The organism is Massilia alkalitolerans DSM 17462 (assembly GCF_000427785.1).
In the GTDB taxonomy this organism is placed as follows: domain Bacteria; phylum Pseudomonadota; class Gammaproteobacteria; order Burkholderiales; family Burkholderiaceae_D; genus Telluria; species Telluria alkalitolerans.
Genome location: NZ_ATYR01000028.1, coordinates 19,353 through 44,088, shown reverse-complemented (window position 1 = coordinate 44,088; position 24,736 = coordinate 19,353). Strand labels below are relative to the sequence as shown.

17 protein-coding genes are annotated in these 24,736 nt (G+C 65.6%); 13 read left to right on the top strand and 4 right to left on the bottom strand.

Annotated features, from left to right (window positions below):
* Positions 1-17: 17 nt before the first annotated feature.
* Complete coding sequence (locus YWC_RS0121815; RefSeq protein WP_027867303.1) at positions 18-1,631, top strand: serine hydrolase; 1,614 nt, start codon at positions 18-20, stop codon at positions 1,629-1,631.
* A gap of 120 nt (positions 1,632-1,751) precedes the next feature.
* On the opposite strand, the gene YWC_RS0121810 is transcribed toward YWC_RS0121815, so the two are convergent.
* Together YWC_RS0121810 and YWC_RS0121805 are read right to left on the bottom strand one after the other, a co-directional pair.
* Positions 1,752-3,323 carry a S1C family serine protease gene (locus tag YWC_RS0121810; RefSeq protein WP_027867302.1) on the bottom strand — a complete coding sequence of 524 codons (1,572 nt, stop codon included), beginning with the start codon at positions 3,321-3,323 and terminating at the stop codon, positions 1,752-1,754.
* 107 nt (positions 3,324-3,430) lie between these two features.
* Positions 3,431-4,231 (bottom strand): class I SAM-dependent methyltransferase, encoded by an 801-nt coding sequence (locus YWC_RS0121805; RefSeq protein WP_027867301.1) that lies wholly within the window; start codon positions 4,229-4,231, stop codon positions 3,431-3,433.
* A 390-nt stretch (positions 4,232-4,621) separates the two neighbouring features.
* Between YWC_RS0121805 and YWC_RS0121800 the strand changes: the two genes are divergently transcribed.
* From YWC_RS0121800 to YWC_RS0121745, 12 genes are all read left to right on the top strand, one after another.
* On the top strand, positions 4,622-6,256 hold the full coding sequence (locus YWC_RS0121800; RefSeq protein ID WP_027867300.1) for a TldD/PmbA family protein: 1,635 nt from the start codon (positions 4,622-4,624) through the stop codon (positions 6,254-6,256).
* A gap of 15 nt (positions 6,257-6,271) precedes the next feature.
* Complete coding sequence (locus YWC_RS0121795; RefSeq protein WP_027867299.1) at positions 6,272-7,606, top strand: TldD/PmbA family protein; 1,335 nt, start codon at positions 6,272-6,274, stop codon at positions 7,604-7,606.
* 147 nt (positions 7,607-7,753) lie between these two features.
* The gene (locus YWC_RS0121790; protein ID WP_027867298.1) at positions 7,754-9,391 is read left to right on the top strand and encodes a TldD/PmbA family protein; all 1,638 of its coding nucleotides are present in this window, start codon (positions 7,754-7,756) and stop codon (positions 9,389-9,391) included.
* 14 nt (positions 9,392-9,405) lie between these two features.
* Positions 9,406-10,743: a TldD/PmbA family protein gene (locus YWC_RS0121785; RefSeq protein ID WP_027867297.1), complete on the top strand. Its 1,338-nt coding sequence runs from the start codon at positions 9,406-9,408 to the stop codon at positions 10,741-10,743.
* 16 nt (positions 10,744-10,759) lie between these two features.
* Complete coding sequence (locus tag YWC_RS0121780; RefSeq protein WP_027867296.1) at positions 10,760-11,380, top strand: DUF4159 domain-containing protein; 621 nt, start codon at positions 10,760-10,762, stop codon at positions 11,378-11,380.
* Between the two features lie 3 nt (positions 11,381-11,383).
* Positions 11,384-12,388 carry an AAA family ATPase gene (locus YWC_RS0121775; protein WP_027867295.1) on the top strand — a complete coding sequence of 335 codons (1,005 nt, stop codon included), beginning with the start codon at positions 11,384-11,386 and terminating at the stop codon, positions 12,386-12,388.
* Between the two features lie 2 nt (positions 12,389-12,390).
* Positions 12,391-13,296 carry a DUF58 domain-containing protein gene (locus tag YWC_RS0121770; RefSeq protein WP_027867294.1) on the top strand — a complete coding sequence of 302 codons (906 nt, stop codon included), beginning with the start codon at positions 12,391-12,393 and terminating at the stop codon, positions 13,294-13,296.
* Positions 13,293-14,264, top strand: coding sequence for a BatA domain-containing protein (locus tag YWC_RS0121765; protein WP_027867293.1), 972 nt, complete (start codon positions 13,293-13,295; stop codon positions 14,262-14,264). The genes YWC_RS0121770 and YWC_RS0121765 overlap by 4 nt, the downstream gene beginning before the upstream one ends.
* Complete coding sequence (locus YWC_RS34065; protein WP_027867292.1) at positions 14,248-16,242, top strand: DUF4175 family protein; 1,995 nt, start codon at positions 14,248-14,250, stop codon at positions 16,240-16,242. Before YWC_RS0121765 ends, YWC_RS34065 begins: the two co-directional genes overlap by 17 nt.
* The gene (locus YWC_RS0121755) at positions 16,242-17,771 is read left to right on the top strand and encodes a hypothetical protein (protein ID WP_229413158.1); all 1,530 of its coding nucleotides are present in this window, start codon (positions 16,242-16,244) and stop codon (positions 17,769-17,771) included. The genes YWC_RS34065 and YWC_RS0121755 overlap by 1 nt, the downstream gene beginning before the upstream one ends.
* A 23-nt stretch (positions 17,772-17,794) precedes the next feature.
* A complete protein-coding gene (locus YWC_RS32250; RefSeq protein WP_169728146.1) occupies positions 17,795-19,678 on the top strand; it encodes a Kelch repeat-containing protein in 1,884 nt (627 codons plus the stop codon).
* Positions 19,679-19,845: 167 nt separating this feature from the next.
* The gene (locus YWC_RS0121745) at positions 19,846-21,186 is read left to right on the top strand and encodes a GGDEF domain-containing protein (protein ID WP_027867290.1); all 1,341 of its coding nucleotides are present in this window, start codon (positions 19,846-19,848) and stop codon (positions 21,184-21,186) included.
* A 65-nt stretch (positions 21,187-21,251) separates the two neighbouring features.
* On the opposite strand, the gene YWC_RS0121740 is transcribed toward YWC_RS0121745, so the two are convergent.
* Together YWC_RS0121740 and YWC_RS0121735 are read right to left on the bottom strand one after the other, a co-directional pair.
* Positions 21,252-23,693, bottom strand: coding sequence for a TonB-dependent receptor plug domain-containing protein (locus YWC_RS0121740; RefSeq protein ID WP_027867289.1), 2,442 nt, complete (start codon positions 23,691-23,693; stop codon positions 21,252-21,254).
* A 246-nt stretch (positions 23,694-23,939) separates the two neighbouring features.
* Positions 23,940-24,716 (bottom strand): spermine/spermidine synthase domain-containing protein, encoded by a 777-nt coding sequence (locus tag YWC_RS0121735; RefSeq protein ID WP_027867288.1) that lies wholly within the window; start codon positions 24,714-24,716, stop codon positions 23,940-23,942.
* Positions 24,717-24,736: the final 20 nt, after the last annotated feature.

Sequence of the window (24,736 nt, the reverse complement as noted above, 5' to 3'; positions counted from 1 at the left end):
TGAACAGAGTGTTTGCCATGAATCGCATTGCAGCCGCGGCCCTGCTCGCGCTGACCGCTACTGCCACCGGCGCCGTATTCGCGCAGGACGCCGCGCCCGCCAGCGCTGCCGTCGCGCCTGCCTACGACCTGCGCGCCGACGTCGAACGCGTCATGAAGGAATTCGACGTGCCGGGCATCGCCATCGCCGTGGTCAAGGACGGCAAGGTCCTGGCGGCCGAAGGCTTCGGCGTGCGCAAGCGCGGCGAGCCGGCCAGGGTCGACGGCAAGACCATCTTCGAGATCGCCTCGAACTCCAAGGCCTTTACGGCCGCGGCGCTGGCCATGCTGGTCGACCAGGGCAAGCTGGGCTGGGACGACCCGGTGATCAAGCACCTGCCGGACTTCCGCATGTACGACGCCTACGTCACCGCCGAGATGACCATCCGCGACCTGCTGGTGCACCGCAGCGGCCTGGGGCTAGGCGCCGGTGACCTGATGTGGTGGCCGACCACCAATTTCAGCACCGACGAGATCATCCACAACCTCCGCTACATCAAGCCGGCCACCAGCTTCCGCAGCGCCTACGCCTACGACAACCTGCTCTACATCGTGGCCGGCAAGATCATCGCCGCCAAGTCGGGCAAGACCTGGGGCGAGACCATGCACGAGTGGATCCTCAAGCCGGTCGGCATGGCGAACACCACCACCAGCCTGGAAGAAAACGCGAAGTTCGCCAACGTGTCGGCGCCGCACAGCAAGATCAACGGCAAGGCCGTTCCCGTAAAACCGATGCCGGTGGGGAACGCGGTCGGCGCGGTCGGCATCAACACCAATGCCGAGGACATCGCGCGCTGGATGAACGTGCTGCTGGACAGCGGCAAGCTGGGCAAGGGCGCGGACGGCAAGGACGTGCGCCTGTGGTCGGACAAGCAGGCGCGCGAGATGTGGACCGCGCAGACCCCGATGACCATCAACACGCCGCGCGCGCCGCTGGCCGCCACCAAGCCGAACTTCTATGCCTACGGCCTGGGCTTCCAGCTGCGCGACTACCAGGGCAAGCTGGTGGCGATGCACGGCGGCGCGCTGCAGGGCTTCTACACCCGCGTGCTGCTGGTGCCGGAGTCGAAGCTGGGCATCGCGATCTTCACCAACGCCGAAAGCGGCCCCTCGCTGAACGCGCTGCAGTACCGCCTGCTGGACCAGCACCTGGGCGTGACGCCGACCGACTGGATCGGCCGCATCGCCGACATCGACCGCGAGAACCAGGCCAAGGAAGCGGCCCGCATCAAGGGCGAATCCGCGACGCGCGCGGCGAGCTCGAAGCCGTCGCTGCCGCTGGCGTCCTACGAAGGGGAGTATGAGGATGCGTGGTATGGCAAGGCGTCGATCAAACGCGTGAACAACAAGCTGGTGCTGTCGTTCGCGAAGACGCCGGACCTGACCGGGGAGATGGAGCACTTCCAGCACGACACCTTCATCGTGCGCTGGAAGGAGCGCAACTTCAATGCGGATGCCTACGTCACCTTCTCGCTGGACCACGACGGTAGCATCGAACGGGTGCGCATGAAGCCGGTGTCGACGGAGACCGACTTCAGCTATGACTTCCAGGATCTGCTGTTCACCCCGGTGAAGAAGGACAAGAAGGTTTAATACCGGCACTGTTGAAATTGGATCCCCGCCTGCGCGGGGATGACGGTTTTTAGGCTAGTAGATTTAAAACCGTCGTTCCCGCGCAGGCGGGAACCCAATTTCTCGGTGAGCAGCGTTAGCTCACTTCCCGTTCCACACCTTCATCATATCCTCCGACCCCTGCGTCCGAATCCCGTTATCCGACAGGATCCCTTCGGTCGCATCCAGCACCGCCTTGCGCGGCAGGATCATGTTCTCGCCATAGCGCTGGTCGAACTTGAACACGACGTGCTCGTCCTTCAGGTCGCGCAGCGTCGACACCAGGTGGGCCAGGCTGCGGATCTTGACGCCGTTGACCGTATCGACCACCGAACCGAAGCGGTTGTTGTAGCCGCGGACCAGCGGGTGCGGGAAGAACGGGCCGCTGATCACCACCAGCTCGTCACGCGCCGCATCCGGCGAATCGCCGCGCCGCGTGATCAGGGGGCTGTCGTTAAAGGCATAGGCATTCGCCGCCGGCGCACTCGCCACCATGAAGGACAGGAATTCGCTGGTGGCGCGGGTGAACACCACCGGGCCGTACACGAAGTAGGACGGATAGCCGCCGTTCAGGTCCGGAATCAGGAGCGGACGCGGTCCGCTGGTCGGCACCTCGACCTTCATCGGCTTGCCGGCGCGGATGATCGACATCGGCACCTTGCCGTCCTTCGCCAGCTGCTGGATGCGGTACTGGAAGCGTACGCGCAGGTTCGAACCCAGCTTCACCATGCCCTGGTTGTCGATCGGGTGCTCGCCGACGTGGGTGACGATGTCGCCTTCCTTCAGCGGCCAGCTGGCATCGTTCTTGTACGGACGGTGCACCAGCGCGCCTTCCACCGACTTGTCGATCTTCAGGTACTGGCGCAGGCCCGTGTTCTCCAGGTTCTGGAAGCTGTCGTGCAGCAGCGGCTTGCCGTCGTAGCGGCCGTCCGCCACGTCCTTCAGGAACAGCTCGATTTCTTCGTTCGGGATCACGTAGCCGATGTTCTGGGCATTGGCCGCCATCGAGAAGGCCAGGCCGATCATCTTGTCGCCCGCGATGACCGGGCCGCCGCTGTTGCCCGGGTTGATCGGCGCGTCGATCTGGATGCGCAGGCCCGAGCTGAACGAGCCGTAGCCGACGAATTCCACGCGCGAGACGATGCCGCGGGTGGTCGACAGCGAGTTGCCACCGACCGGATAGCCGTAGGCGAAGACCGCTTCGCGCACGTCCGGCAGCACGGCGGCGCGCTGCACCGGCGGTCGCTTGTCGAAGAAGGACGGGTCTTCGAGTTCCAGCACGGCCAGGTCCAGGCCGCGCGCCAGTGCGATCACCTTGGCGGGCACCCGGTCGCCGGACTGGCTGGCCTGCACCTCGACCTGGCTGGCGTAGCCGACTACGTGGGCGTTGGTCAGGATGCGCTTGCCCTCGATGATGACGCCCGAGCCGGTGACGTCGGCCGGCGAGGCCTTGGTCCAGGGCTTGTACGGGTCCGGGCGGCGCACGGTGGCGAAGATCTTGACCACCGAGTTCTCGACCGCCGGCAGGGCCGGCGCCTTGGTGGCGGACGGCGTGGCGACGGCCGGCGAGGGCGGCGTGGCGGGAGTCGGTGCTGGAGGCGGGGAGGTGTCCTGGGCGTGGACAAGGCCGCTCAGGGCGAATGCCACGGCGGCGGCGAGGCGTGCGGTTTTCATGGGTTCCTTCGGTGGCTCAACGGTACGAGTGGCAAGAATATACACGCTTGCCGCCGAAGGAAATACACAAAACCTCACAAGGGGGGGCTGATGCCTCCGCGTTGCGCTTATTGTTTCACGAACTTGAGCGTCATGCGGTCGCTCTCGCCGATTGCCATGTACTTCTCGCGGTCCTTGTCCTTGTTGGACAGCACCGGCGGCAGGGTCCACACGCCTTTTTCGTGGTTGGCGGTGTCCTTCGGGTTGGCGTTCACCTCGGACTTGGCGGCCAGCTTGAAGCCGGCGCCTTCGATGGTCTTGATGACCCAGGCTTCGTGCACGTAGCCGCTCGAGGCCTTGGCGTCCTGCGTCATCGATGCCGGCAGCCGATGGTCGACCACGCCCAGCACGCCGCCCGGTTTGAGCACCTTGTGGATTTCCTTGAAGGTGTTCTTCAGCGCGTCCTCGCCGTTGCCGACCCAGTTATGCAGGTTGCGGAAGGTGAGCACCATGTCGACGCTGTTCGGCGCCGCGATCTGGTAGGTCGCAGGCGGCTCGAACACGGCCGGGACCACCTTGTCGTAGATCGCCGGCGTGGCCTCGAACTTCTGCTTGAGCGCCATGCCGCCGCGCTTTTCCGGCACGAAGGCCTGGCCCGCGGCGATCAGCTTGCCGTTCTGGCGCAGGTAGGGCGCCAGGATCTCGGTGTACCAGCCGCCGCCGGGCGCCAGCTCCACCACCGTCATGTTGGGCTTGATGCCGAAGAAGGTGAGCGTCTCGTACGGATGGCGCGCCGCGTCGCGCGCCTTGTTGGCGGCGCTGCGGTGTTCGCCCGCGATGGCGGCTTTCAGGGCGTCGTCCGCCAGTGCGGTGCCGGCGGCGCCGGCCAGGCCGGTGGCCAGCATGGCGGCCAGGATCAGTCGTTTCATCGGTTCGAAGTCTCCAGTTGATTGTGCGCGGCCGGGCGGGACGCCGCCGCCGCGCTGATGATCGGCCACACTTGCCGGACAGTCAAGCGTTCTTCAAACATGCATATGTTTCACTCGACAACATGTCCGCCTCAGTGTCCGCGGCGGACGCCCGGACACCTGCGCGGACACTTTGCGCGGACAGTCGACGTCCACCAAATCATGGGTTTAAAACGTGCTTTGATCTGGCACAACAATTGCCTATTCAAAACCTCGAGTTGCTGCTAAGGTTGACAAGTTTAGCGGGGCCATCAGCCCTGTCGAAACCACTCCCTCCGTAGTAAATACAAGAGCGGGCCGCACCACAAGGCGGGACCGCTGCCCAGAAGTAGGTTGATTTCAGGAGACTTTATGGAACGCCGTACCTTTCTCAATTTCAGCAGCCTGGCGCTCGCCTCCACGCTCGTCCCCTTCACCCGCGCGATTGCCGCGGACGAACTGCTCAGCTCCATGCCCACGGCCGCCAAGAAGGCGCTGGCCGACGTCGCGCTGAACGCCGCCACCAAGGCCGGCGCCAGCTATGCCGACGTGCGCATCGGCCGCTACCTGAACCAGTTCATCACCACGCGCGACCTGAACGTGGAGAACGTGGCGAACACCGAGTCGGCCGGCGTCGGCGTGCGCGTGATCGCGAACGGCGCCTACGGCTTTGCCGCCACCTCGGACATGAGCAACGACGGCATCGCCAATGCGGCGCGCCAGGCGGTGGCGATTGCCAAGGCCAATGCCAAGCTGCAGTCCGAACCGGTGCGCCTTGCACCAGTGAAGGGCGTCGGCGATGTCTCCTGGTCCACCCCGATCAAGAAGGACTGGCGCGCGGTGCCGATCAAGGAGAAGGCAGACCTGCTCATCGCCGCCAACAAGGCCGGCATGGAGGGCGGCGCGACCTTCATGAATTCGATGCTGTTCCAGGTGAACCAGCAGAAGTACTTCGCCTCCACCGACGGCTCCTACATCGAGCAGGACGTGCACCGCCTGTGGGCCCCGTTCCAGGCGACCGCCGTCGACAAGACCACCGGCAAGTTCCGCTCGCGCTCCGGCCTGGGTGCGCCGGTCGGCAAGGGCTATGAATACCTGGATGGCCTCAAGGAGCACAAGATCAAGGCTGCGGGCGGCGTTGCTACCCTGTACACCGATACCTACGACATCATCGAGGACGCGCGCGCCGCGGGCCGCGATGCCAAGGCCAAGCTGACCGCCAAATCGGTCCTCCCGGGCAAGTACGACCTGATGCTGTCGCCGGAACACCTGTGGCTGACCATCCACGAAAACGTTGGACACCCGACGGAACTGGACCGTGTGCTCGGCTACGAAGCCAACTACGCCGGCACCAGCTTCGCCACCCTGGATAAATGGGAATCGAAGAAGTTTAAATACGGTAACCCGATCGTCAACCTGTTCGCCGACAAGACGACCCCGGGTTCGCTCGGCGCCATCGGCTACGACGATGAAGGCGTCAAGACCAAGAAGTGGGACATCATCAAGGACGGCATCCTGGTCAACTACCAGGCCACCCGCGACCAGGCCCACATCATCGGCGAGAAGGAATCGCACGGCTGCTCGTACGCCGACTCGTGGAACTCGGTGCAGTTCCAGCGCATGCCGAACGTGTCGCTCGCGGCGGGCAAGAAGAAGCTGACCCCGGACGAGATGGTCAAGGACATCAAGAAGGGCATCTACATCGTCGGCGACGGCTCCTTCTCAATCGACCAGCAGCGCTACAACGCCCAGTTCGGCGGCCAGCTGTTCTACGAGATCAAGGACGGCAAGATCGGCCAGATGCTGGAAGACGTGGCCTACCAGGCCAACACCCAGGAATTCTGGACCGCCTGCACCGCCATCTGCGACGAGCGCGACTGGCGCATGGGCGGCTCCTTCTTCGACGGCAAGGGCCAGCCGCCGCAGATCAGCATCGTGTCGCACGGGTCGTCGACCGCGCGCTTCAACGGCATCAACGTGATCAACACCGCCCGCAAGATCGGCTAAGGCAAGAGGACCCTCATGAGCATCCTTACCCAGGACCAGACCAAGCGCATCACCGACCGGGTGCTGTCGCTCTCGAAGGCCGACGAGTGCATCGTCAACATCGAAGGCGCCCGCATCGGCAACATCCGTTTCGCACGTAACGCCGTGTCCACCGCCGGCCTGGCCGACGATACCCGCCTCACCGTGCAGGTGGCCTTCGGCAAGCGCCAGGGCACCGCCACCATCAACGAGTTCGACGACAAGTCGCTGGAAAAAGCCGTGCGCCGCGCCGAGGACCTGGCGCGCCTGGCGCCGGAGAATCCGGAATTCATGCCGGCGATCGCCAAGACCGGCTACAAGTCGTCCGAGACCTACGTCAAGCGCACCGCCGAGATTGACCCGGAATTCCGCGCCCAGGCCGCCGCCTACGCGATGGAAGCCTGCCGCAAGAAGGGCCTGGTCTCGGCCGGCTTCTTCACCGACCGCGAAACGTTTGAAACCGTGGCCAACTCGAACGGCGTGTTCGGCCACCAGGTCGCCACCTCGCTCGACTTCACCTGCACCGTGCGGACCGAAGACGGCCGCGGTTCGGGCTGGGTCAAGCGCTCGGCGCGCGACGTCGCCCGTTTCGATCCGCGCGAAGCGGCCGACGTGGCCATCGAGAAGGCGCTGCGCTCGGTGGACGCCAAGGCCCTCGAGCCGGGCCGCTACACCGTGGTGATGGAGCCATCCGCCACCAGCGACCTCCTGACCTTCATGATCGGCGGCTTCAATGCCCGCATGGCCGACGAGGGCCGCAGCTTCCTGTCGAAAAAAGGCGGCCAGAACCGCCTGGGCGACAAACTGTTCGACCAGCAGGTCAACATCTGGTCCGACCCGTGGGACAAGGACGTGCCGGTGCTGCCGTGGGACGGCAACATGCTGCCGCGCGAACGGACCCACCTGGTGAAGGACGGCCGCATCAATGCGCTGAACTACTCGCAGTACTGGGCCAAGCAGAAGGGCCAGCGCGCCATCGGCAGCGCCGGCAACATCATCATGGCCGGCACTGACAAGAGCACGGCCGAGCTGATCGCCAACACCAAGAAGGGCGTGCTGGTGACCCGCACCTGGTACATCCGCATGGTGGACCCGCAGTCGGTGCTGGTGACGGGCCTGACCCGCGACGGCACTTTCTACATCGAGAACGGCAAGGTCAAGCACCCGATCAAGAACTTCCGCTTCAACGAGAGCCCGGTGAGCATGCTGAACAACATCGAGGAGATCGGCAAGCCGCTGGTGATCGGCGGCGACGAGGCGAACTACTCGATGCTGATCCCGTCGATGAAGATCCGCGATTTCAACTTCACGTCGCTGTCGGACGCGGTTTAAGCAACAGTTATCCCGCGGCCTTAAAACCGTCATTCCGGCGAAGGCCGGAATCCAATTCCGCTGCGTCGTGTCGGCGTTAAACTTGGATCCCGGCCTGCGCCGGGATGACGTTCTCGGGCCGCGGGTGAACGCATACGGAAAACACACATGGAACGTCGTAAATTCCTCCAGATTGGCGCCGGCACCGCGGGCGCCATGCTCATCCCCGTCTTCGGCAACGCCATCGCCGCCGATGAACTGATGAGCGTCATGCCCACCAGCGCCAAGAAGGCCTTGGCCGACACCGCGTTGAACGCCGCCACCAAGGCCGGCGCGTCCTACTGCGACGTGCGCATCGGACGCTACCTGAACCAGTTCATCATCACGCGCGACTTGAACGTCGAGAACATCAGCAACACCGAATCGACCGGCGTCGGCGTGCGCGTGATCGCCAACGGCGCCTACGGCTTCGCCTCGACCAACAACCTGACCCCGGACGGCATCGCCAACGCCGCGCGCCAGGCGGTGGCCATCGCCAAGGCCAACGCCAAGCTGCAGACCGAGCCGGTGCGCCTCGCCCCCGTAAAAGGCGTGGGCGAAGTGGCCTGGGCCACCCCGGTCAAGAAGGACTGGCGCGGCATCCCGGTCAAGGACAAGGCCGAGATGCTGATCGCCGCCAACAAGGCGGGCATGGCCGCCGGCGCGAGCTTCATGACCGCGTCGCTGTTCCAGATCAACCAGCAGAAGTACTTCGCCTCCACCGACGGCTCCTACATCGACCAGGACATCCACCGCCTGTGGGCGCCGATCAATGCGACCGCGGTCGACAAGGCCAGCGGCAAGTTCCGCTCGCGCGCGGGCCTGTCCTCGCCGGTGAGCATGGGCTACGAATACTTCGACGCCAAGGCCAGCGACAAGGTGCAGGCCGCCGGCGGCGTGACCACCCTGTACACCAACTCCTACGACATCATCGAGGACGCCAGGCTGGCGGGCAAGCAGGCGCGCGACAAGCTCAGCGCCAAGTCGGTCGAGCCGGGCAAGTACGACCTGGTGCTGTCGCCCGAACACCTGTTCCTGACCATCCACGAAAACGTCGGACACCCGACGGAACTCGACCGCGTGCTCGGCTACGAAGCCAACTACGCCGGCACCAGCTTCGTGGGCCTGGACAAGTGGGAGTCGAAGAAATTCAAGTACGGCTCCGAGCGCGTGAACTTCGTTGCCGACCGCACCACGCCGGGCTCGCTCGGCCTGATCGGCTACGACGACGAAGGCGTACCGGCCAAGAAGTGGGACATCATCCGCAACGGCATCCTGGTCAACTACCAGGCCACGCGCGACCAGGCCCACATCATCGGTGAGAAGGAATCGCACGGCTGCTCCTACGCCGACAGCTGGAGCACCATCCAGTTCCAGCGCATGCCGAACATCTCGCTGGAAGCCGGCAAGGCACGCCTGACTCCGGACGAACTGGTCAAGGACGTCAAGAAGGGCATCTACATCCTGGGCCGCGGCTCGTATTCGATCGACCAGCAGCGCTACAACTCGCAGTTCGGCGGCACGCTGTTCTACGAGATCAAGAACGGCAAGATCACCGGCCAGCTGGAAGACGTGGCTTACCAGACCAATACCCAGGAATTCTGGAACGCCTGCTCGGCCATCTGCGACGAGCGCGACTGGCGCATGGGCGGCTCGTTCTTCGACGGCAAAGGCCAGCCGAGCCAGGTGAGCGCAGTCTCGCATGGTTCGAGTACCGCGCGCTTCAATGGCATCAACGTCATCAACACCGCACGCAAGATCGGTTGAGGGAAGGGGACAATATGAAACAGCTGAACCAGGAAGAAGCAAAACGCATCGCCGACCGCGTGATCGGTTTCTCGAAAGCGGACGAGTGCAGCGTCTCGATCGAAGGCAATCGCACCGGTAACATCCGCTTCGCACGCAACAGCGTGTCGACCGCCGGCCTGACCGAAGACACCCAGCTGGCCGTGCGCGTGGCCTTCGGCAAGCGCGTCGGCACCGCCGTCGTTAACGAGTTCGACGACAAGTCGCTGGAAAAGGCCGTGCGCCGCGCCGAGGAACTGGCGCGCCTGGCGCCGGAGAATCCGGAGTTCGTGCCGGCCGTCGGCAAGCAGGAATACCAGCTCACCAAGACCTTCGTGCCGAGCACCGCCGCCATCGACCCGGCCTACCGCGCCGAAGTGGCGGCCGCCTCGATCGGCCAGGCGCGCGCCAAGAAGCTGGTCACCGCCGGCTTCTTCACCGACAGCACCCGTTTCGCCTGCATCGCCAACTCGAAGGGCGTGTTCGGCTTCCAGGAATTCACCGACCTGTCCTTCACCTGCACCGCGCGTACCGAAGACGGCCGCGGCTCGGGCTGGGTGACCCGCTCGGCGGTCGATGCGCGCCGCTTCAACGCGCGTGAAGCAGCCGAGATCGCGATCGACAAGGCGCTGCGTTCGGTCGATGCGAAGGCGCTGGAGCCGGGCCGCTACACCGTGATCCTGGAACCGGCGGCCACCTCGGAAATCCTGGGCAACATGTTCAGCTCCTTTGGCGCGCGCGCCGCGGACGAAGGCCGCAGCTTCCTGGCCAAGAAGGGCGGCGGCAACCGCCTGGGCGAGAAGCTGTTCGACGAGCAGGTGAATATCTGGGCCGACCCGTGGAATCCGGACGTGCCGGTGGCCCCGTGGGACAACCAGACCATGCTCGCCCGCAAGCGCACCGACCTGATCAAGAACGGCCGCGTCGCTTCGCTCGGCTACTCGCCGTTCTGGGCGCAGAAGACCGGCAACCAGGCCACCGCGGGCCATGGCAACATGATCATGGCCGGCGGCACCAAGTCGCTGGACGAGCTGGTCGCCGATACCAAGAAGGGCATCGTGGTCACCCGTACCTGGTACATCCGCATGGTGGACCCGCAGTCGCTCCTGATCACGGGCCTGACCCGCGACGGCACCTTCTATGTCGAGAACGGCAAGATCAAGCACCCGGTGAAGAACTTCCGCTTCAACGAAAGCCCGGTCACCATCCTCAACAACATCGACGAGCTGGGCAAGCCCGAGATCATCGGTGGCGACGAGGTGCCGTTCCAGATGGTGCTGCCGCCGATGAAGGTCCGCGACTTCAACTTCACCTCGCTGTCCGACGCGGTCTGAGTTTGGGCTTTCACTGATGGCGAACTACGATTTCTACTTCACGCGCCTGAGCTACGAATCGGGCGACTGGGACGTGGATATCCGTATGCCCAGCAACGTGCTGAACTCGCTCGTCGAGTACACCACCTTGCGGGTGGATCCGGCGGAGCGCATCGTCGCCCTGTCGGATCCGAAGATGCTGCAGGCGCCGTTCTGCTATTTCGCGGGGCACAAACTGGTGCAGTTCACCCCGCAAGAACGGCGCAACCTCGAGAAATACGTGCGTGGCGGCGGCTTCGTCTTCGTGGACGACTGCAACCACGACATCGACGGCTTGTTCGCCAAGTCCTTCGAGGCCGAGATGGTCAAGATTTTCGGCGCCTCCGCCCTGAAGAAGATTCCGAATACGCACCCGCTGTATTCCTGCTTCTTCAAGTTCGACGGGCCGCCGACCACCGGCGGGGAACTCAATGGCTGGGGCGACGACCTGGTGCACGAGTACCTGAAGGCGATCGAGTTCGGCGGGCGCATCCGCCTGCTGTACTCGAACAAGGACTACGGATGCGAGTGGGACTACGACTTCCGCAACAAGCGGTTTCTCGCGGTCGACAACACCCGCTTCGCGGTCAATATCATTCAATATGCGTTGGGAGCGTAAGCGGTGGCTGAACGTGAAGTGGTAGCGTGGAGTGAAACGGAAATTGCCGAGCTGACGGCGAAAATCGACGCATTGAAGGCCAGCATGGCGCGCGTGATCATCGGACAGGAAGACGTGGTCGACCTGCTGGTGACCTGCCTGCTGGCCGGCGGCCATGCGCTGGTCGAGGGCGTGCCGGGCCTGGGCAAGACCCTCCTGGTGAAATCGCTGGCGCAGGCCACCGACATGGAATTTCGCCGCGTGCAGTTCACGCCGGACCTGATGCCCTCGGATATCGTCGGCACCGAGATCCTGGAAGAAGACACCACGACGCGCCAGCGCGTGTTCCGCTTCCAGCAAGGCCCGGTGTTCACCCAGGTGCTGCTGGCGGACGAGATCAACCGCGCACCGCCCAAGACCCAGTCGGCATTGCTGGAAGCGATGCAGGAGCGTGCGGTGACGTTTGCCGGCACCACGCACAAGTTGCCGCGCCCCTTCTTCGTGCTGGCTACCCAGAACCCGATCGAGCAGGCCGGCACCTATCCGCTGCCGGAAGCCCAGCTCGACCGCTTCCTGCTGCGCATCGACGTGGTCTATCCGACCGAGGACGAGGAGGTGCTGATGGTCTCGCGCACCACCCACGCGGGACTGGACGACGCCGAGCCGGCGATGACGGTCGAGACCCTGCTGCGCCTGCAGCAGCTGGTGCGCGACATCGAGATCGGCGAGCACCTGCTGCGCTACGCGACGCGCCTGGTGCGCAACACCCGTCCTGCCATCACCACGGTGGCGGCGGTCAAGCAGCACGTCGGCTGGGGCGCCGGCCCGCGCGCCGGCCAGGCCCTGGTGCTGGCTTCGAAAGCGCGCGCCCTGATGCAGGGGCGCCTGGCGGTCACGCGCGACGACATCCAGGCCATGCTGCTGCCGGTGCTGGCGCACCGGGTGCTGCGCAACTTCGAGGCCGAGGCCGACGGCATCGCCATCGCCGACATCCTGCAATCCCTGCGCAACGAGATCCGGGTCGATTAATCTTGTCGCTGGCGAAGACCGCGCTGATCGCGCACACGCAGAAGCTCGACCTCGTGATCCGCCATGTGCTGGCGGGGCTCGGCCATGGCATCCACGCCGGGCGCGAGCGCGGGGCGGGCGTTGAATTCTCGGAATACCGGGCCTATGCGCCCGGGGACGAGTGGCGCCGCGTCGACTGGAAGCTGCTGGCGCGCGCCGACCGCTATTTCGTGCGCGAGGCCGAGCGCGACAGCCACGTGGCGGTCTGGCTGGTGCTGGACGCCAGCGCCTCGATGCTCGAGCCCAGCCGCGAAGTGGAAGGCGTCGACAAGCTGGCCTATGCGCGCATGCTGCTCGGCTGTGTGGCGGCGATCGCCCAGCGCCAGGGCGACGCCTTCGGACTGGCCGTCCTGAACGGCGGCAAGGTCCAGTTCACACCGGCGATGCGCGGACCGCGCCAGCTGCAGCGCGTGCTGCTGCAGCTCAGCCGCGTGCAGGCCGAGGGCGAACTGCCGGACGCCGACACCCTGCGCGCTAGCCTGCACTTCGCCCAATCCCCCAGTGTCATCTTCGCGGCCAGCGACCTGCTCGACTGGCCGTCGCCGCTGTCGCAGGCATTGGTCCGCCTGCGCGGCATGCGCCACGACGTGCGCGTGCTGTGCCTGCAGACGCAGGCGGAAGTGGACGCCAGCTTTTCTTCGAACCTGGCCTACCGCGATCCGGAGCAGGAAGCGGGCGTGTACCGTTTCGGCGCCGACCTGAAGGAAGGCTATCGCCAGAACCGAGAGGCGCACTTCGCCATCGTCACCGCGGCTTGCCGCAAGAGCGATATTCCGATCGTGTCCGCGCGCATCGAGCAGTCGCCCGGTGAGATCCTGCGCCGGATGTTGTATCCAACATCCCTGCGCCGTCCGGGGAGCCGCTCATGAACCAGCTGTGGTGGTTCGCATTACCGATCCTGTTGCTGCCGGTCTGGTGGCATCGCCGCAAGCGCGAGCAGCACAAGGCCGAGCTGCTGGCCACCAGCCGTTTCTTGCCGTGCGCCGAGCCGCGCCAGACCCGCGAATGGCGTTGGAAGGACATCCTCCTGCTGCTGGTGCGCTGCCTGCTGCTGGCCACCCTCATCGCCTGGCTGGCCGACCCGGTCACGCCCTGGCGCGGCGACACCGTGATCGTCGCCAACGGTACCGATCCTGAATGGGCCGACGCCCAGGCGGCGCAGGCCGGGCTGGCCAAGGCCGACCGCCTGAGCATGCCGGCGGAGCAGGCGATCACCTGGCTGCGCGCCCACCAGCGCGAGTGGCGCCCGGAAGCGCGCCTGCTGGTGCTGGGCGACGTGCCGATGCCGGCGCTGCTGCCGGAGTTCGGCCGCAGGATCGAACTGCGCACCCTGGCGCGCCAGCCGGAAAGCGTCGAGCGCCGCGTCCATATCGCCAGCGAGCGTCCGGAGCAGTGGCGCCGCGTGTTCGCCCTGGAAGGAATCGCCATCGACGCGGCGCCGGGCGCGACGACCTCGCTCATCGTCTGGGACCGCAAGGAGGCGCCGCCGGCATCGCTGCGCGCACCGCTGTGGCTGGTCACCGACATCGCCGCCTTCCCCGAGTTGGGCAAGGCGCAGCAGGTAGACGGCCTGCGCTACGCCGACAGTTCACGTGGTCGCGTCTGGCATTCCGAAGCCTGGCCGCCGCAGACGGCGGATGCCGCGCGCACGCTGCTGGACAACTGGCAGCGCCTGCACGCCGGTCCCCCAAGCCATACCGCGCCCTCGCGCGTGTTCGAAGCGTCCGGCACGGCCCGTGCGCCGGAACCGAGCGGCGCGCTGCGCGACATGCTGATGGCCGCCTTGTTGGCATTGTTCGTACTCGAAAGGAGTCTCACGCATGCAAGACGGCGCTGAGATCGTCAAACGCGTCTGGCGTGCCGCCCAGCTGCGCCGGCTGCCCCTGTGGATCGCCGGTGCGCTGCCGTGGCTGTTCATCCGCTCCGCGCCGGGCCTGATCGCCTGGAGCATGTGGTGCGCCTGGGACTGGGCCATCCTGCGCCGCCGTGTCGGTATCGAATGGACGTCCTGGCTGGATGGCGCCGTCCCGGAGATGGAAGACAGCAGCGCGCTGCTCGAGCATGCGCCGACGCCGGTCGCCCAGCTGCAGCGCCGCCGCATCCTCGAGCGCCTCGATGCCAGCCTCGCGAACCGGCAACTGCGCGGCATCGCCCGCGGCCGCGTGACGCTTGGTGTGCCCTGGCTGCTGGGCAGCGTGGCCGCCGCCGCGGCGGTCTGGTTCGCCACGGCCGCGCCGCAGCAGGGCGATGTCGCCGCACCGGGCAAGCTGCCGGCGGCGATCGCGGCGCAGGTACCGGGCCAGCTGGTGGTGCGTACCGCGCCGCCGGCCTATACCGGCGTGGCGCCGATCGAATCGGCGCCGAAAGACCTGCAGGTGCCCGAGCAGACCGTGATGACCTGGTGCCTGAAGGGCCCGTCGGCTGCGGAAGAAAGCATCGAGCTCAGTACCGGCCATGTGCTCAAGCCGGGCAAGGCGTGCGCCCGCTGGACTGCCACCGAATCCGTGTTCTGGCGCTGGCGCGGCAACCGCTATACGGTCAAGGTGATTCCCGACCAGCCGCCGGAAATCACCATCACCGCACCGGCCCAGATGGTGCAGGAGCTGCTTGATACGGCGACCAGCGCCGCCATGGGCGTGAAGGTGCGTGACGACTACCTGATCAAGCGCGCTACCCTGCACATGACGCTGGCGCGCGGCAGCGGCGAGAACATCCGCTTCACCGACCGAGAGATGCCCTTGCCGGGCTCGCCCGACCCGAAGCAGCGCAACTGGTCCAAGAACTGGTCGCTGGCGGAACTGGGCATGGAGCCGGGTGACGAGCTGTATTTCTTCGTGCGCGCCACCGACAACGCGGCGCGCCCGCATACCGTGCAGTCGCCGACTTATACCCTGCGCCTGCCGGCGCCCGCGGAAGAAGCGGAAGAAGAGAGCGCCGCCATGCCGATGCTGGTCAAGCCGCAGAGCCTGCGCAGCCAGCGCCAGATCATCATCGATACCGAGCAGCTGATCGCCGACATGCGCACCCAGAAGATCGCCAAGGACGAGGTGATCGAGCGCAGCCAGAAGATCGCCAGCGACCAGGGCACGCTGCGCCGCCGCTACGGGCAGTTCCTGGGCGAGGAATCTTCGCTGTTTACGGATGGCGAGGAAGAACACGGCGAGGACGACGGCCACGACCATGGCCGCGGCGAGGGAAGCACCCAGGACATCCTGCACGAATATGGCCACGCCCACGACGAGGCCGAGAACGCCACGCTGTACGACGAAGATACGAAAAAGGTGCTGCGCCGCGCGCTGGTGGCGATGTGGGATGCCGAGAAGGCGCTGCGCGCGATCACGCCGAAGGTGGCCCTGGCGCCCGAGCACAAGGCGCTGGAAGCGATCAAGGAGCTGCAGCAGGCCGAGCGCATCTACCTGCACAAGACCGCCTTCGTGCCGCCGCCGATCAAGGAAGAAAAGCGCATGACCGGCGACATGGACGGCACCGCCAGCTACCGCCGCGAACAGGGTGGCGCCGACAAACGGGTGCCGGAAGACCTTGGCCAACTGGTGCAGGCGCTGTCCGGCGACGGCCCGCTGCCGGCACTGTGGACCCGCAGCGCCCACGACTGGGTGCGCGAGCGCCTGCAGGACGACGACCAGCGCCTGTCGGCCCAGAAGGCGATCCAGGACGTGCTTGACGGTTGTGTAGCCTGCCGTCCGGTGCTGCGCGCCTGGCTGCGCCAGGGGGCGGGGCAGGGCCAGGTGCTGCTGCAGGCCAGGCCGGTGGTCGAGACGCCCTTCATACGCTCCTGGCGTGAGGGAGCGAAATAATGATGAGCACCAACCTGATGCTGGCCCTGATTGGCCTTGCGGGCATCGCCAGCGCCAGCCTCTACGCCTGGCGCCGAAAATTCATCGACGCGCTGCTGGTGCTGGTCGCCGCGGCGGCGCTCGGCCTGTTCGCGGCCGGCATCCGCATGCCGGGCGATGCAGGCCGAACCCTTACGCTCGATCCAGCCGCGCCTGCGCCGGCATTGGAGGGCGTGCGCGCCTTTGCAGTGAACGGCGACGGCCTGCGCGCCGCCCAGTGGAACGACCTGCCCGCGCTGCCGCTGCAGTGGCAGCGCCCGGAAGGCGGCACCCTGCGCCTGCATTACCCGCGCCAGCTGGCGCTCGGCCGTACGTTCACGCTCCGGGTGCAGCGTGACGATAAGACAGATGCACGCCTGCAGCTGCTGGCCGAGAACGGCCAGGTGATCGCCGATGCGCGCGGCACCGGCGACCTGGTGGTGAACTGGGTGCCGCCGCTGGCCGAGCGTCTTGTGCTCAGGGCGCGCCTGCTGGATGGCGCCGGCAAGACCATCGCCGAAGGTCCGGTGCCCTTGACCATCAGGGAACCGAACATCCTGCAGGTGCAGGGCCGCTTCGGCGCGCCGTCCTTCGACCTGCGCGCGCTGAACGAGCTGCTGGCCGGCAGCGGTGCGCTGCTCGACTGGCAGGTGGTGCTGGGCCGCGCCATCACGCGCACCGAACTGCCTCTGGCCGAGATGAAGGCGCCGAACCTGCTGGTGATCGATGCCGCCTGGTTCGAGCGTGCAAGCAGCGCGGAACGCTCGGCGCTGCTGGGCCGCGTTGCCGGCGGCCTGCCGCTCCTGGTGCTGGGTGCGAACGCCAACGACCCGGGCATCTGGTCGCGCACCCTGGGCTTGCGCTTGCTGCCGCAGCCGGCGGACAAGAAGATCGACGCGCCGCTGGAGATGCCGGTGGCGCGGCTGAACCCCGCCGCGCGTGACGCCGGCGAGTGGCTTGGCGCGGACGACATGGTGTGGACCCGCAGCTGGCAAAAGGGCCGCATCGCCTGGCTCGGCGCCGCCGAATGGCACCGCCATGCGATCACTGAACCGCAGGCGCTGGCGCTGTGGTGGCAGGGCGTGCTGGACCGCGTGGGCATCGACGTGTCGAAAGAAGTCGAATGGTTGGAGCCGGAAGAACTGCCGCTGCCGGGCCAGCGCATGGAGCTGTGCGCACGCGGCGTGAAGGGTGACGTATCCTTCCCCGACCTGAAACTCACGCGCACCTGGTCGCCGCGTGTCGATGCCGCCTGCGTGGCCGTCTGGCCGGAGCGGTCGGGCTGGCTGCGGGTAGAGGATGCGAAGGCGGGCACGCATGCGGTCTACGTCTACGCGCCGGGCGACTGGCCGCAATGGCAGGCGGCGCAGCGGCGCGATGCCACCGCGCGCTATGCCGCGCGTACGCCGGCGACTGCATTGGCGGGCGCCGCACGTGCCTTCCCGGCCTGGCCGTTCGCGCTCGCGTTCACCCTGGCGATGCTGCTGCTCTGGTGGCGCGAGCGCCGCTGATCGAAGGAGACAAAGTGAAGTCGATGCTGCCGGCCGTGCTGGCCGTGGCCCTGCTTGCCACCCCATATCAAGCCGCGGCGCAGGCAGTCGCCGACGCGACGCCGGCAGTGCGCTGGTCCCGGGCTCCCGACGCCGCCATCGCGCGGCAGGAAATCTATCCCGCCGTGCTGGGCGACAGGATCATCGTGGCAGGTGGGGTGCTCTCGCAGCCGCCGGGCTTCACCGACCATGTCGAAGCCTACGACGTGAAAGCGGGCCGCTGGACCACGCTCGCGCCCTTGCCGGAAGGCCGGCACCATATCGCCTTGGCCGAGGCCGGCGGCAGGATCTACGGCATCGGCGGCTTCTCCGGCGCCATTCCGGACTGGCGCGCCCATGCGACCGTGTTCGTCTACGACGCCCAGGCCAACCGGTGGTCGGCCGGCCCGTCGCTGCCGCAGCCGCGGGCCGAAGGCGTGGTCGCTACCGTCAAGGACAGGATCTACTTCATCGGCGGGCGTGTCCCGACCAGCGTGGAGGCGGCCCACATCAACGCCCACGCGGATACCGCCCGAGGCGAGGCGCTGGACACGCGCACCAAGCGCTGGGAGCGCATTCCCGACGCGCCAAGCGCGCGCAACAGCGCCGCCGCCGCCGTCATCGACGACAAGATCTATGTGGTGGGCGGCCGCCAAATGATGGAGCAGGCCGATGGCAGGCAGCGCCCGGTCAATCTGGCGACGCTGGAGGTCTACGATCCGGCCACAAAGCGCTGGGAGACCAGGGCGCCGATGCCGCAGGCCCAGGGCGGCCTGGCTGCGGCCGCCTACGACGGCAAGCTGTATGCCTTCGGCGGCGAACAGTTCGTCCCGGCCAGCAAGGTGTTTCCCGATGCCTGGGTCTACGATCCCAAGACGGACCGCTGGTCGGCCCTGCCGGCCATGCCGACGCCACGGCACGGACATGGCGCGGCTGTCGTCGGCAACCGCATCTTCCTGATGGGTGGCGGTGAAAAGGTGGGAGTAGGCGCGAGCCGGGTGCTGGAAGTCCTCGAGATCCCAGCCGAACACAGGCTCGACGAGGGAACGGTGCAGATCGACGGCCAGCAGCGCCGCTATTTCCGCTTGCATGATGCCGGGGCTGCTGAAAATGCGGTTCCCATCCTCCTGATCAGCGGATCTGGTTGCCGCGCGTTCGGCCAGCGCGTTCCCTCCTTCTTCCAGCGCTACCCGGCGCCTGTCGATGTCTACTTCCTTGAAAAAGCCGGCATCGAGAAGGGCGACGATGGCACGCGTTGTTCGGCGGCCTATCGCCGCGCGGATTTCCTGGAGCGCCGGGTCGAGGACGCACTGGCATTCATCGACAAGGAGCCCCGCCTGAAGGCGCTTGCGGCGCGCAAGCTGGCAATCCTTGGCTTCTCCGAAGGCGGCATGGTCGCCCCGATCGTTGCTGCGCGTAGCGCGAAAATTGGTTGGCTTGCCACGGGTGGCAGCGGCGGCCTGCCGCAAAGCGAAGAATTCCTGATCTTTAACGCGCGTGGCGTCGCGCCCTATGCAACGCTGTTCACGCGCGAGCAGTTACTCCAGACCTATGCTGCCATCAAGGCGGATCCGCACAACGTCGACAAGGAGTTCTTCGGCAACTCGTATCGCTACTGGAGTTCGCACCTGTTCTACGATCCGCTGTCGGCCTACGCGGCTTTGACTATCCCGATCGTCGCCGCCATGGGCGAAAAAGACGACAGCGTCCCGATCGAATCAGGCCGCAAGCTGCGCGACTATTTCGCTGCACGCCCCAATAAAAACTTCACGTTCATCGAGTATCCCAAGGCCGGGCACGCGCTGCGGACACCTGACAAAGACCATCTCCCGGAGTTTGTCGCCGGTCTTGCCCAATGGTTCAAAGGCAAACAAGACGCCTTCAAATAAGGAAACATCGCCTCCTCTGCTCGGACAAAGGGTGGTGCCTACGCAACGGCATGCGGCATAAATACGCAAAAATGGCAACATGCATTGCCACATGGAAATAACACACATACTATTTGTCTTTTTGGCTTATCGGTTTCGGTAGCGCCCGGCTTTTTCGACAAATACGTATGTCCGCTAGAGATTCTTTCGTTCTCAATCTTGCGCAAGTTTCCACTCTCGCGCGTACCTCCTTCATTGCATTGCTGCTGGTGACTATGGCCTTGCTGTGCTGGCAGCACTACGGGATGGAGCGTGTCGTCGACATTATCGATCCGCATTTCGAACTGTATGCAGAGGACGACCGGATATCCAGCGGCAAGTCGGAGGCCAGCATCGAGCGCAACGGCGGTCATGCGCTATTTCGTTGCAGGATAGTCAAGGTGGCCGACTGGCCATATTGCAAACTGAATGTGATCCTCGAACGTTCGGTAAGCCAGGGTATCGACATGACTCGGATAAGTCATATCACGCTCGATATTGCGTATCAAGGAGCTGGTCCTGCAAGGCTCGGCATGATGCTTGTTAATTCCGAAGAGGGATTCACGGTATCGAGCCAATGGCAGACCTACAAGATCAACCAGGTCGACGCCATTGACATCCCGGCAAATGAATCGCTGTTCGTTCCGACCTCCTGGTTCGTTGTCGCCCAATGGTGGAAAGAGCTCGCCAAACCGCCTCTCGAGCACTCGTCCACACGCATCGACAACATCGTTCGCCTGGAACTGTCGACGCCAGCCGGCGTGGCAGCGGGCGAGCACCTGTATGACATTCGCGCCATCCGCTTGCACGGGAAAATGATCAGCCAGAATACCTTGCTGATCGGCTTGGTCGTCATGTGGATCCTGTTCGCGGTCAGCTGGCCATTGGCTGCCGCCATGACACTACGCAAGCAACTCCGCGAAAGCGACGCGGCCTTGAAGCAGCTCGGAGAAATCAACCGTGCGCTGGAACTGGAAGCCCAGGAGCTGGCCAGCCAGGCCCATATCGATCCACTGACCGGCGTACTGAACCGCCAGGGCTTGCGCGCGGTGTTGATCAGTACGTCGACACTGATGGCTGATCCGATGTCGGTCATCTTCATCGACATCGATCATTTCAAAATGATCAACGACCGTCACGGTCACGACGTCGGTGACGAAGTGTTGCGCAAGTTCGCTCAGGTGGTCCGGTCCGGCGTGCGCTCGTCGGACCAACTGGTGCGTTGGGGCGGGGAGGAATTCCTGATCATCTGTCCGATGACGAGGGGCGACCAGGCCAAGCTGGTCGCCGAATCCTTGCGCGAAGCGCTGCACCGGCAAGACTGGCCGGCTGGACTGGCCGTCACCGCCTCGTTCGGGGTCGCCCAGCATTGCAATGGGGACGAGATCGGGATCGTGATCAAGCATGCCGACCGGGAGCTGTACAACGCAAAGGCTAGCGGACGCGACCGTGTCCACGCGTTCGACGGCGAACGCGCATCGGCGCACTGAGCCGCCGCTTCCAGATGATGCATCCTCGACCTGCGGCAAGCACAGGTCGGGGCCGCAGCCTCGGCTCAGAACGCGTAATCCGCCTTCACGTAGTACGACCGGCCATTGATCCCGAACGGGCAAGTTTCCCAGCAGTGCGTAAAGCCCAGTTGCGGAAAGGGCGCCGCCTTGACCGGGTCCCACCTGGTCGGATAGGTGTCGAACAGGTTGTTGACACCCGCCGTCAGGCTCAGCTTCCTGGTGAAGTTGTAGCGCCCGGTCAGGTCCACGATCCACTTCGCCGACCAGGTCTGGATGAAGCCCGGCGTGAAGCCCTGGCCTTCCACCTCGCCGAAGTAGTTCGCGCGCGCCGTCGCATTCCACTGGCCGACCGTGTAGTCGGCGGCCACCACGTGGTGCTGGCGCGGCTGGCCCTTCTCGATCAGCGTCACCTGGGTGTCGTCGAACAACTGGGCGCCCGTCAAGACCGAGGACTGCGAATGGCGGTCCTTCACCTTGGTGCGGTTGAAGCCGAGCTGGCCGGACAGCACCAGGGTCGAACCCTGGCCGCGGGTGGTGTGCTGGGCCACCAGATCGAAGCCGGTGGTGCTGGTGTCGATCGCATTGGTGAAGAACTGCGCCTGGCCCACGCGCAGCGGGTCGAGGATGGCCCGGATCGGGCAGGTGGCGGCCGTGGTGCACGGGCCCGACTCCGGCGCGATGTTCGACGAGAACACGATGCGGTCGTCGATGTTGGTGCGGTACAGGTCGGCCGTCACGGAGAAGTTGTTCGTCGGGCGCAGGATCATGCCGATGCTGGCGCTCTTCGAGGTCTCTTCCTGCAGCGGGGCGATGCCGAAGGCGCGGGTCACGGCGCTGTTCTCGCGCGCGGTCAGGGTTTCGGTCAGCACGCCGGCGGCGTTCAGGTTGGTCGACACCGAGCTGTAGAACTTCTGCTGCACGCCCGGCGCACGGAAACCGGTCGAGGCGCTGGCACGCAGGCCGATCGTGCGCGACGGGTCGTAGCGCAGGCTCAGCTTGCCGATGGTGGTGTTGCCGAAGTCCGAATAGCGTTCATGGCGCAGGGCCGCGCCGAGCGAGAGCGCATCCCCAAGCTTGCGTTCCAGGTCGACGTAGTAGGCGGTGTTGTGGCGGCCGTCGTCCACTTCGGTGCCCGGGGTGTAGCCCGGGAAGCCCTGGATGCCGGATGCCGCGATGCCGCCGCTCTGGTCGCGGATGATCTTGCGCGGGTCGTTGCTGCGGCCGTACTGGTAGGAGACCGGGTCGCCGGCCACGATCTGGTAGTTATCCCGGCGCCATTCGACACCGGCGCCGATGTGGAGCGGGGCGCCGGCGACGTCGACCGAGCCCTTGAAGTCCAGGTTCAGCGTGGTCTGGTCGAACTTCAGCTTGCCGGTGTCGGCCTCCAGGGGCGAGCTGCCGTTCTCGTAGTAGTAGCTGACGTTGATCGAGTTCCGCTCGTGGAAACCGAGCTCGCTGCGGCCGTGGTTGACGCTCAGGTCCACGCTCCAGTCGCCGCTCAGGTCGTGCTTGTAGCCCAGGCCCAGCGACGCGTCCTTGACGGTGGTGATGATGTTCGGCAGAAAGCCGTTCGGGTACACGGCCGGCACGTTGCGCGCGTCGTCGGCGGTGCGGAAAAAGCCGGACGAATCGCCCTTGCGCCGGGATGCGCCGCCAAAAGCGTACAGCTCGCCGCCGCCCACCGGCAGCGCGGCGTTCAGCCACAGGTAGGCGTCCTTGGCCTTGCTGTCGCCGATGCGCTGGGTGACCCGCGGCGGGTTGACGCGCGCGGTGTCGAGACCGGCGCGATTGGTTTCGTCGCGGTCGCGGCCTTCGACCGACAGGTTCATGTAGCCGCCGTTGGCGCCGAGGGCAAAGCCTTTATGCGCGCTAGCGGCATAGGTGTCGCCGTCGCCTTCCTTGGTGGTGCCGAGGCTGGCGCTCAACTGGGTGTCGGTCACGCCCTTTTTCAGCACGATGTTGATCACGCCGGCGATCGCATCCGAGCCGTACTGCGCCGCGGCGCCGTCGCGCAGCACTTCGATCGACTGGATGGCGGACAGGGGGATCGCATTGATGTCGGTGCCGGCCGAGCCGCGGCCAATGGTCTGCTGCACGTTGACCAGCGCCTGCTGGTGGCGGCGCTTGCCGTTGACCAGCACCAGCAGCTGGTCGGGGCCGAGGCCGCGCAGGGTGGCGGGGCGGATGATATCGGTGCCGTCGCTGATAAAAGTCGTGGTGAAATTGAACGAGGGGTCAAGGTCTTGCAGCACCTTGCCGAGTTCGAGCGAGCCGGCCGACTGGAGGTCTTTCGCGCTGATCAGGCCGACCGGCACGGCGGTGTCCAGTGCGGTCTTGGCCTGGGTCCGCGAGCCCAGCACGACCACCGTTGCCGTGTCCTTCGGTCCCTGGCCCTGGCCGCCCGCTGCTTCCTGCGCGAACGCCGATGCCATCGCCGATACCAGCGCGGTCACCAGTAATACCTGCTTTTCTGCGTGTTTCACCATCTTGTCCCCTTGTTGAGAATTGAATTACGCCATCACAAAAACTAGGTCTCTTATAACCGTGGCGAATTGATTCTGAACAAGGAAATGCGTAAATACAAGTGTGAACTGTGCAAGACACAACAGTTTTACGTGATTCGGTGTATTGATGAGAAGGGGATGGCAAGCGAGGACCACCTGTGCTAGCAGCGAGGCTGTCGCTGGCAAGGCCGAGGGGGCGCTGGTGCACTGAGCTGCCGCTGCGCGACCTCAGGCGTGGTCGCGCATCCACTCCTTCAGCCCGTCCACCCACTTCTTGGCCGGCAGGTTCAGGTGGCGCCGGATCTCGCCGGCACGTTCGTACAGCACCGAGAAATCGAGCTCCGGCGCGTTCTTGAAGGCGAGCACCACGATGTTGGCATCGTGCACCTCGGGCAGCCAGACCACGGCGTCGAAGACCTGCTGCATGGTGAGCAGGTTCTTGTCGTAGCTGTCGAAGTGGCCGAACACGTTGGCGGTCATGATGCCATCGCTGCTCAGGCAGTCGTAGCAGCCCTGGTAGAAATCCAGCGAATCGAGCACCGGTCCGCGGGCCTCGTGGTCGTACAGGTCGACCTGCAGCACGTCGACCTGGCCGTGGTTGCCGGCATCGAGCACGAAGTCGAGCGCGTTCATCTCGCGCACGTCCAGACGCGCGTCGTTCTCGGGCAGGCCGAACAGGGCGCGGCAGATGGCGATCACGTTCGGGTTCAGCTCGGCCACGCTCACGCGTGCACCGGGAAAGCGCCGGTAGCAGAACTTGGTCAGGGCCGCGCTGCCGAGGCCCAGCTGCACGATGCGGCGCGGGTTCTGGATGAACAGCGTCCACATCATCATCATCTGGACGTATTCGAGCTCGATCGCGTCCGGCTTGGACAGCCGCATCGCGCCCTGCACCCAGGAGGTGCCCAGGTGCAGGAAGCGCACGCCGTCGAACTCGTCGATGGTGGCGGGCGGATGGCCAGGCTGGGCGAAACGGGGATCGATGCGGGCGTAGGAAGGCGGCATGGCAGAGGAGCGGCGGTGAA

What these genes read in the sequence shown, in the direction of transcription:
- YWC_RS0121815 (WP_027867303.1), top strand. Translation starts at nt 18, where the DNA reads ATGAATCGCATTGCAGCCGCGGCCCTGCTCGCGCTGACCGCTACTGCC.
- YWC_RS0121810 (WP_027867302.1), bottom strand. Translation starts at nt 3,323, where the DNA reads ATGAAAACCGCACGCCTCGCCGCCGCCGTGGCATTCGCCCTGAGCGGC.
- YWC_RS0121805 (WP_027867301.1), bottom strand. Translation starts at nt 4,231, where the DNA reads ATGAAACGACTGATCCTGGCCGCCATGCTGGCCACCGGCCTGGCCGGC.
- YWC_RS0121800 (WP_027867300.1), top strand. Translation starts at nt 4,622, where the DNA reads ATGGAACGCCGTACCTTTCTCAATTTCAGCAGCCTGGCGCTCGCCTCC.
- YWC_RS0121795 (WP_027867299.1), top strand. Translation starts at nt 6,272, where the DNA reads ATGAGCATCCTTACCCAGGACCAGACCAAGCGCATCACCGACCGGGTG.
- YWC_RS0121790 (WP_027867298.1), top strand. Translation starts at nt 7,754, where the DNA reads ATGGAACGTCGTAAATTCCTCCAGATTGGCGCCGGCACCGCGGGCGCC.
- YWC_RS0121785 (WP_027867297.1), top strand. Translation starts at nt 9,406, where the DNA reads ATGAAACAGCTGAACCAGGAAGAAGCAAAACGCATCGCCGACCGCGTG.
- YWC_RS0121780 (WP_027867296.1), top strand. Translation starts at nt 10,760, where the DNA reads ATGGCGAACTACGATTTCTACTTCACGCGCCTGAGCTACGAATCGGGC.
- YWC_RS0121765 (WP_027867293.1), top strand. Translation starts at nt 13,293, where the DNA reads ATGAACCAGCTGTGGTGGTTCGCATTACCGATCCTGTTGCTGCCGGTC.
- YWC_RS34065 (WP_027867292.1), top strand. Translation starts at nt 14,248, where the DNA reads ATGCAAGACGGCGCTGAGATCGTCAAACGCGTCTGGCGTGCCGCCCAG.
- YWC_RS0121755 (WP_229413158.1), top strand. Translation starts at nt 16,242, where the DNA reads ATGATGAGCACCAACCTGATGCTGGCCCTGATTGGCCTTGCGGGCATC.
- YWC_RS32250 (WP_169728146.1), top strand. Translation starts at nt 17,795, where the DNA reads ATGCTGCCGGCCGTGCTGGCCGTGGCCCTGCTTGCCACCCCATATCAA.
- YWC_RS0121745 (WP_027867290.1), top strand. Translation starts at nt 19,846, where the DNA reads ATGTCCGCTAGAGATTCTTTCGTTCTCAATCTTGCGCAAGTTTCCACT.
- YWC_RS0121740 (WP_027867289.1), bottom strand. Translation starts at nt 23,693, where the DNA reads ATGGTGAAACACGCAGAAAAGCAGGTATTACTGGTGACCGCGCTGGTA.
- YWC_RS0121735 (WP_027867288.1), bottom strand. Translation starts at nt 24,716, where the DNA reads ATGCCGCCTTCCTACGCCCGCATCGATCCCCGTTTCGCCCAGCCTGGC.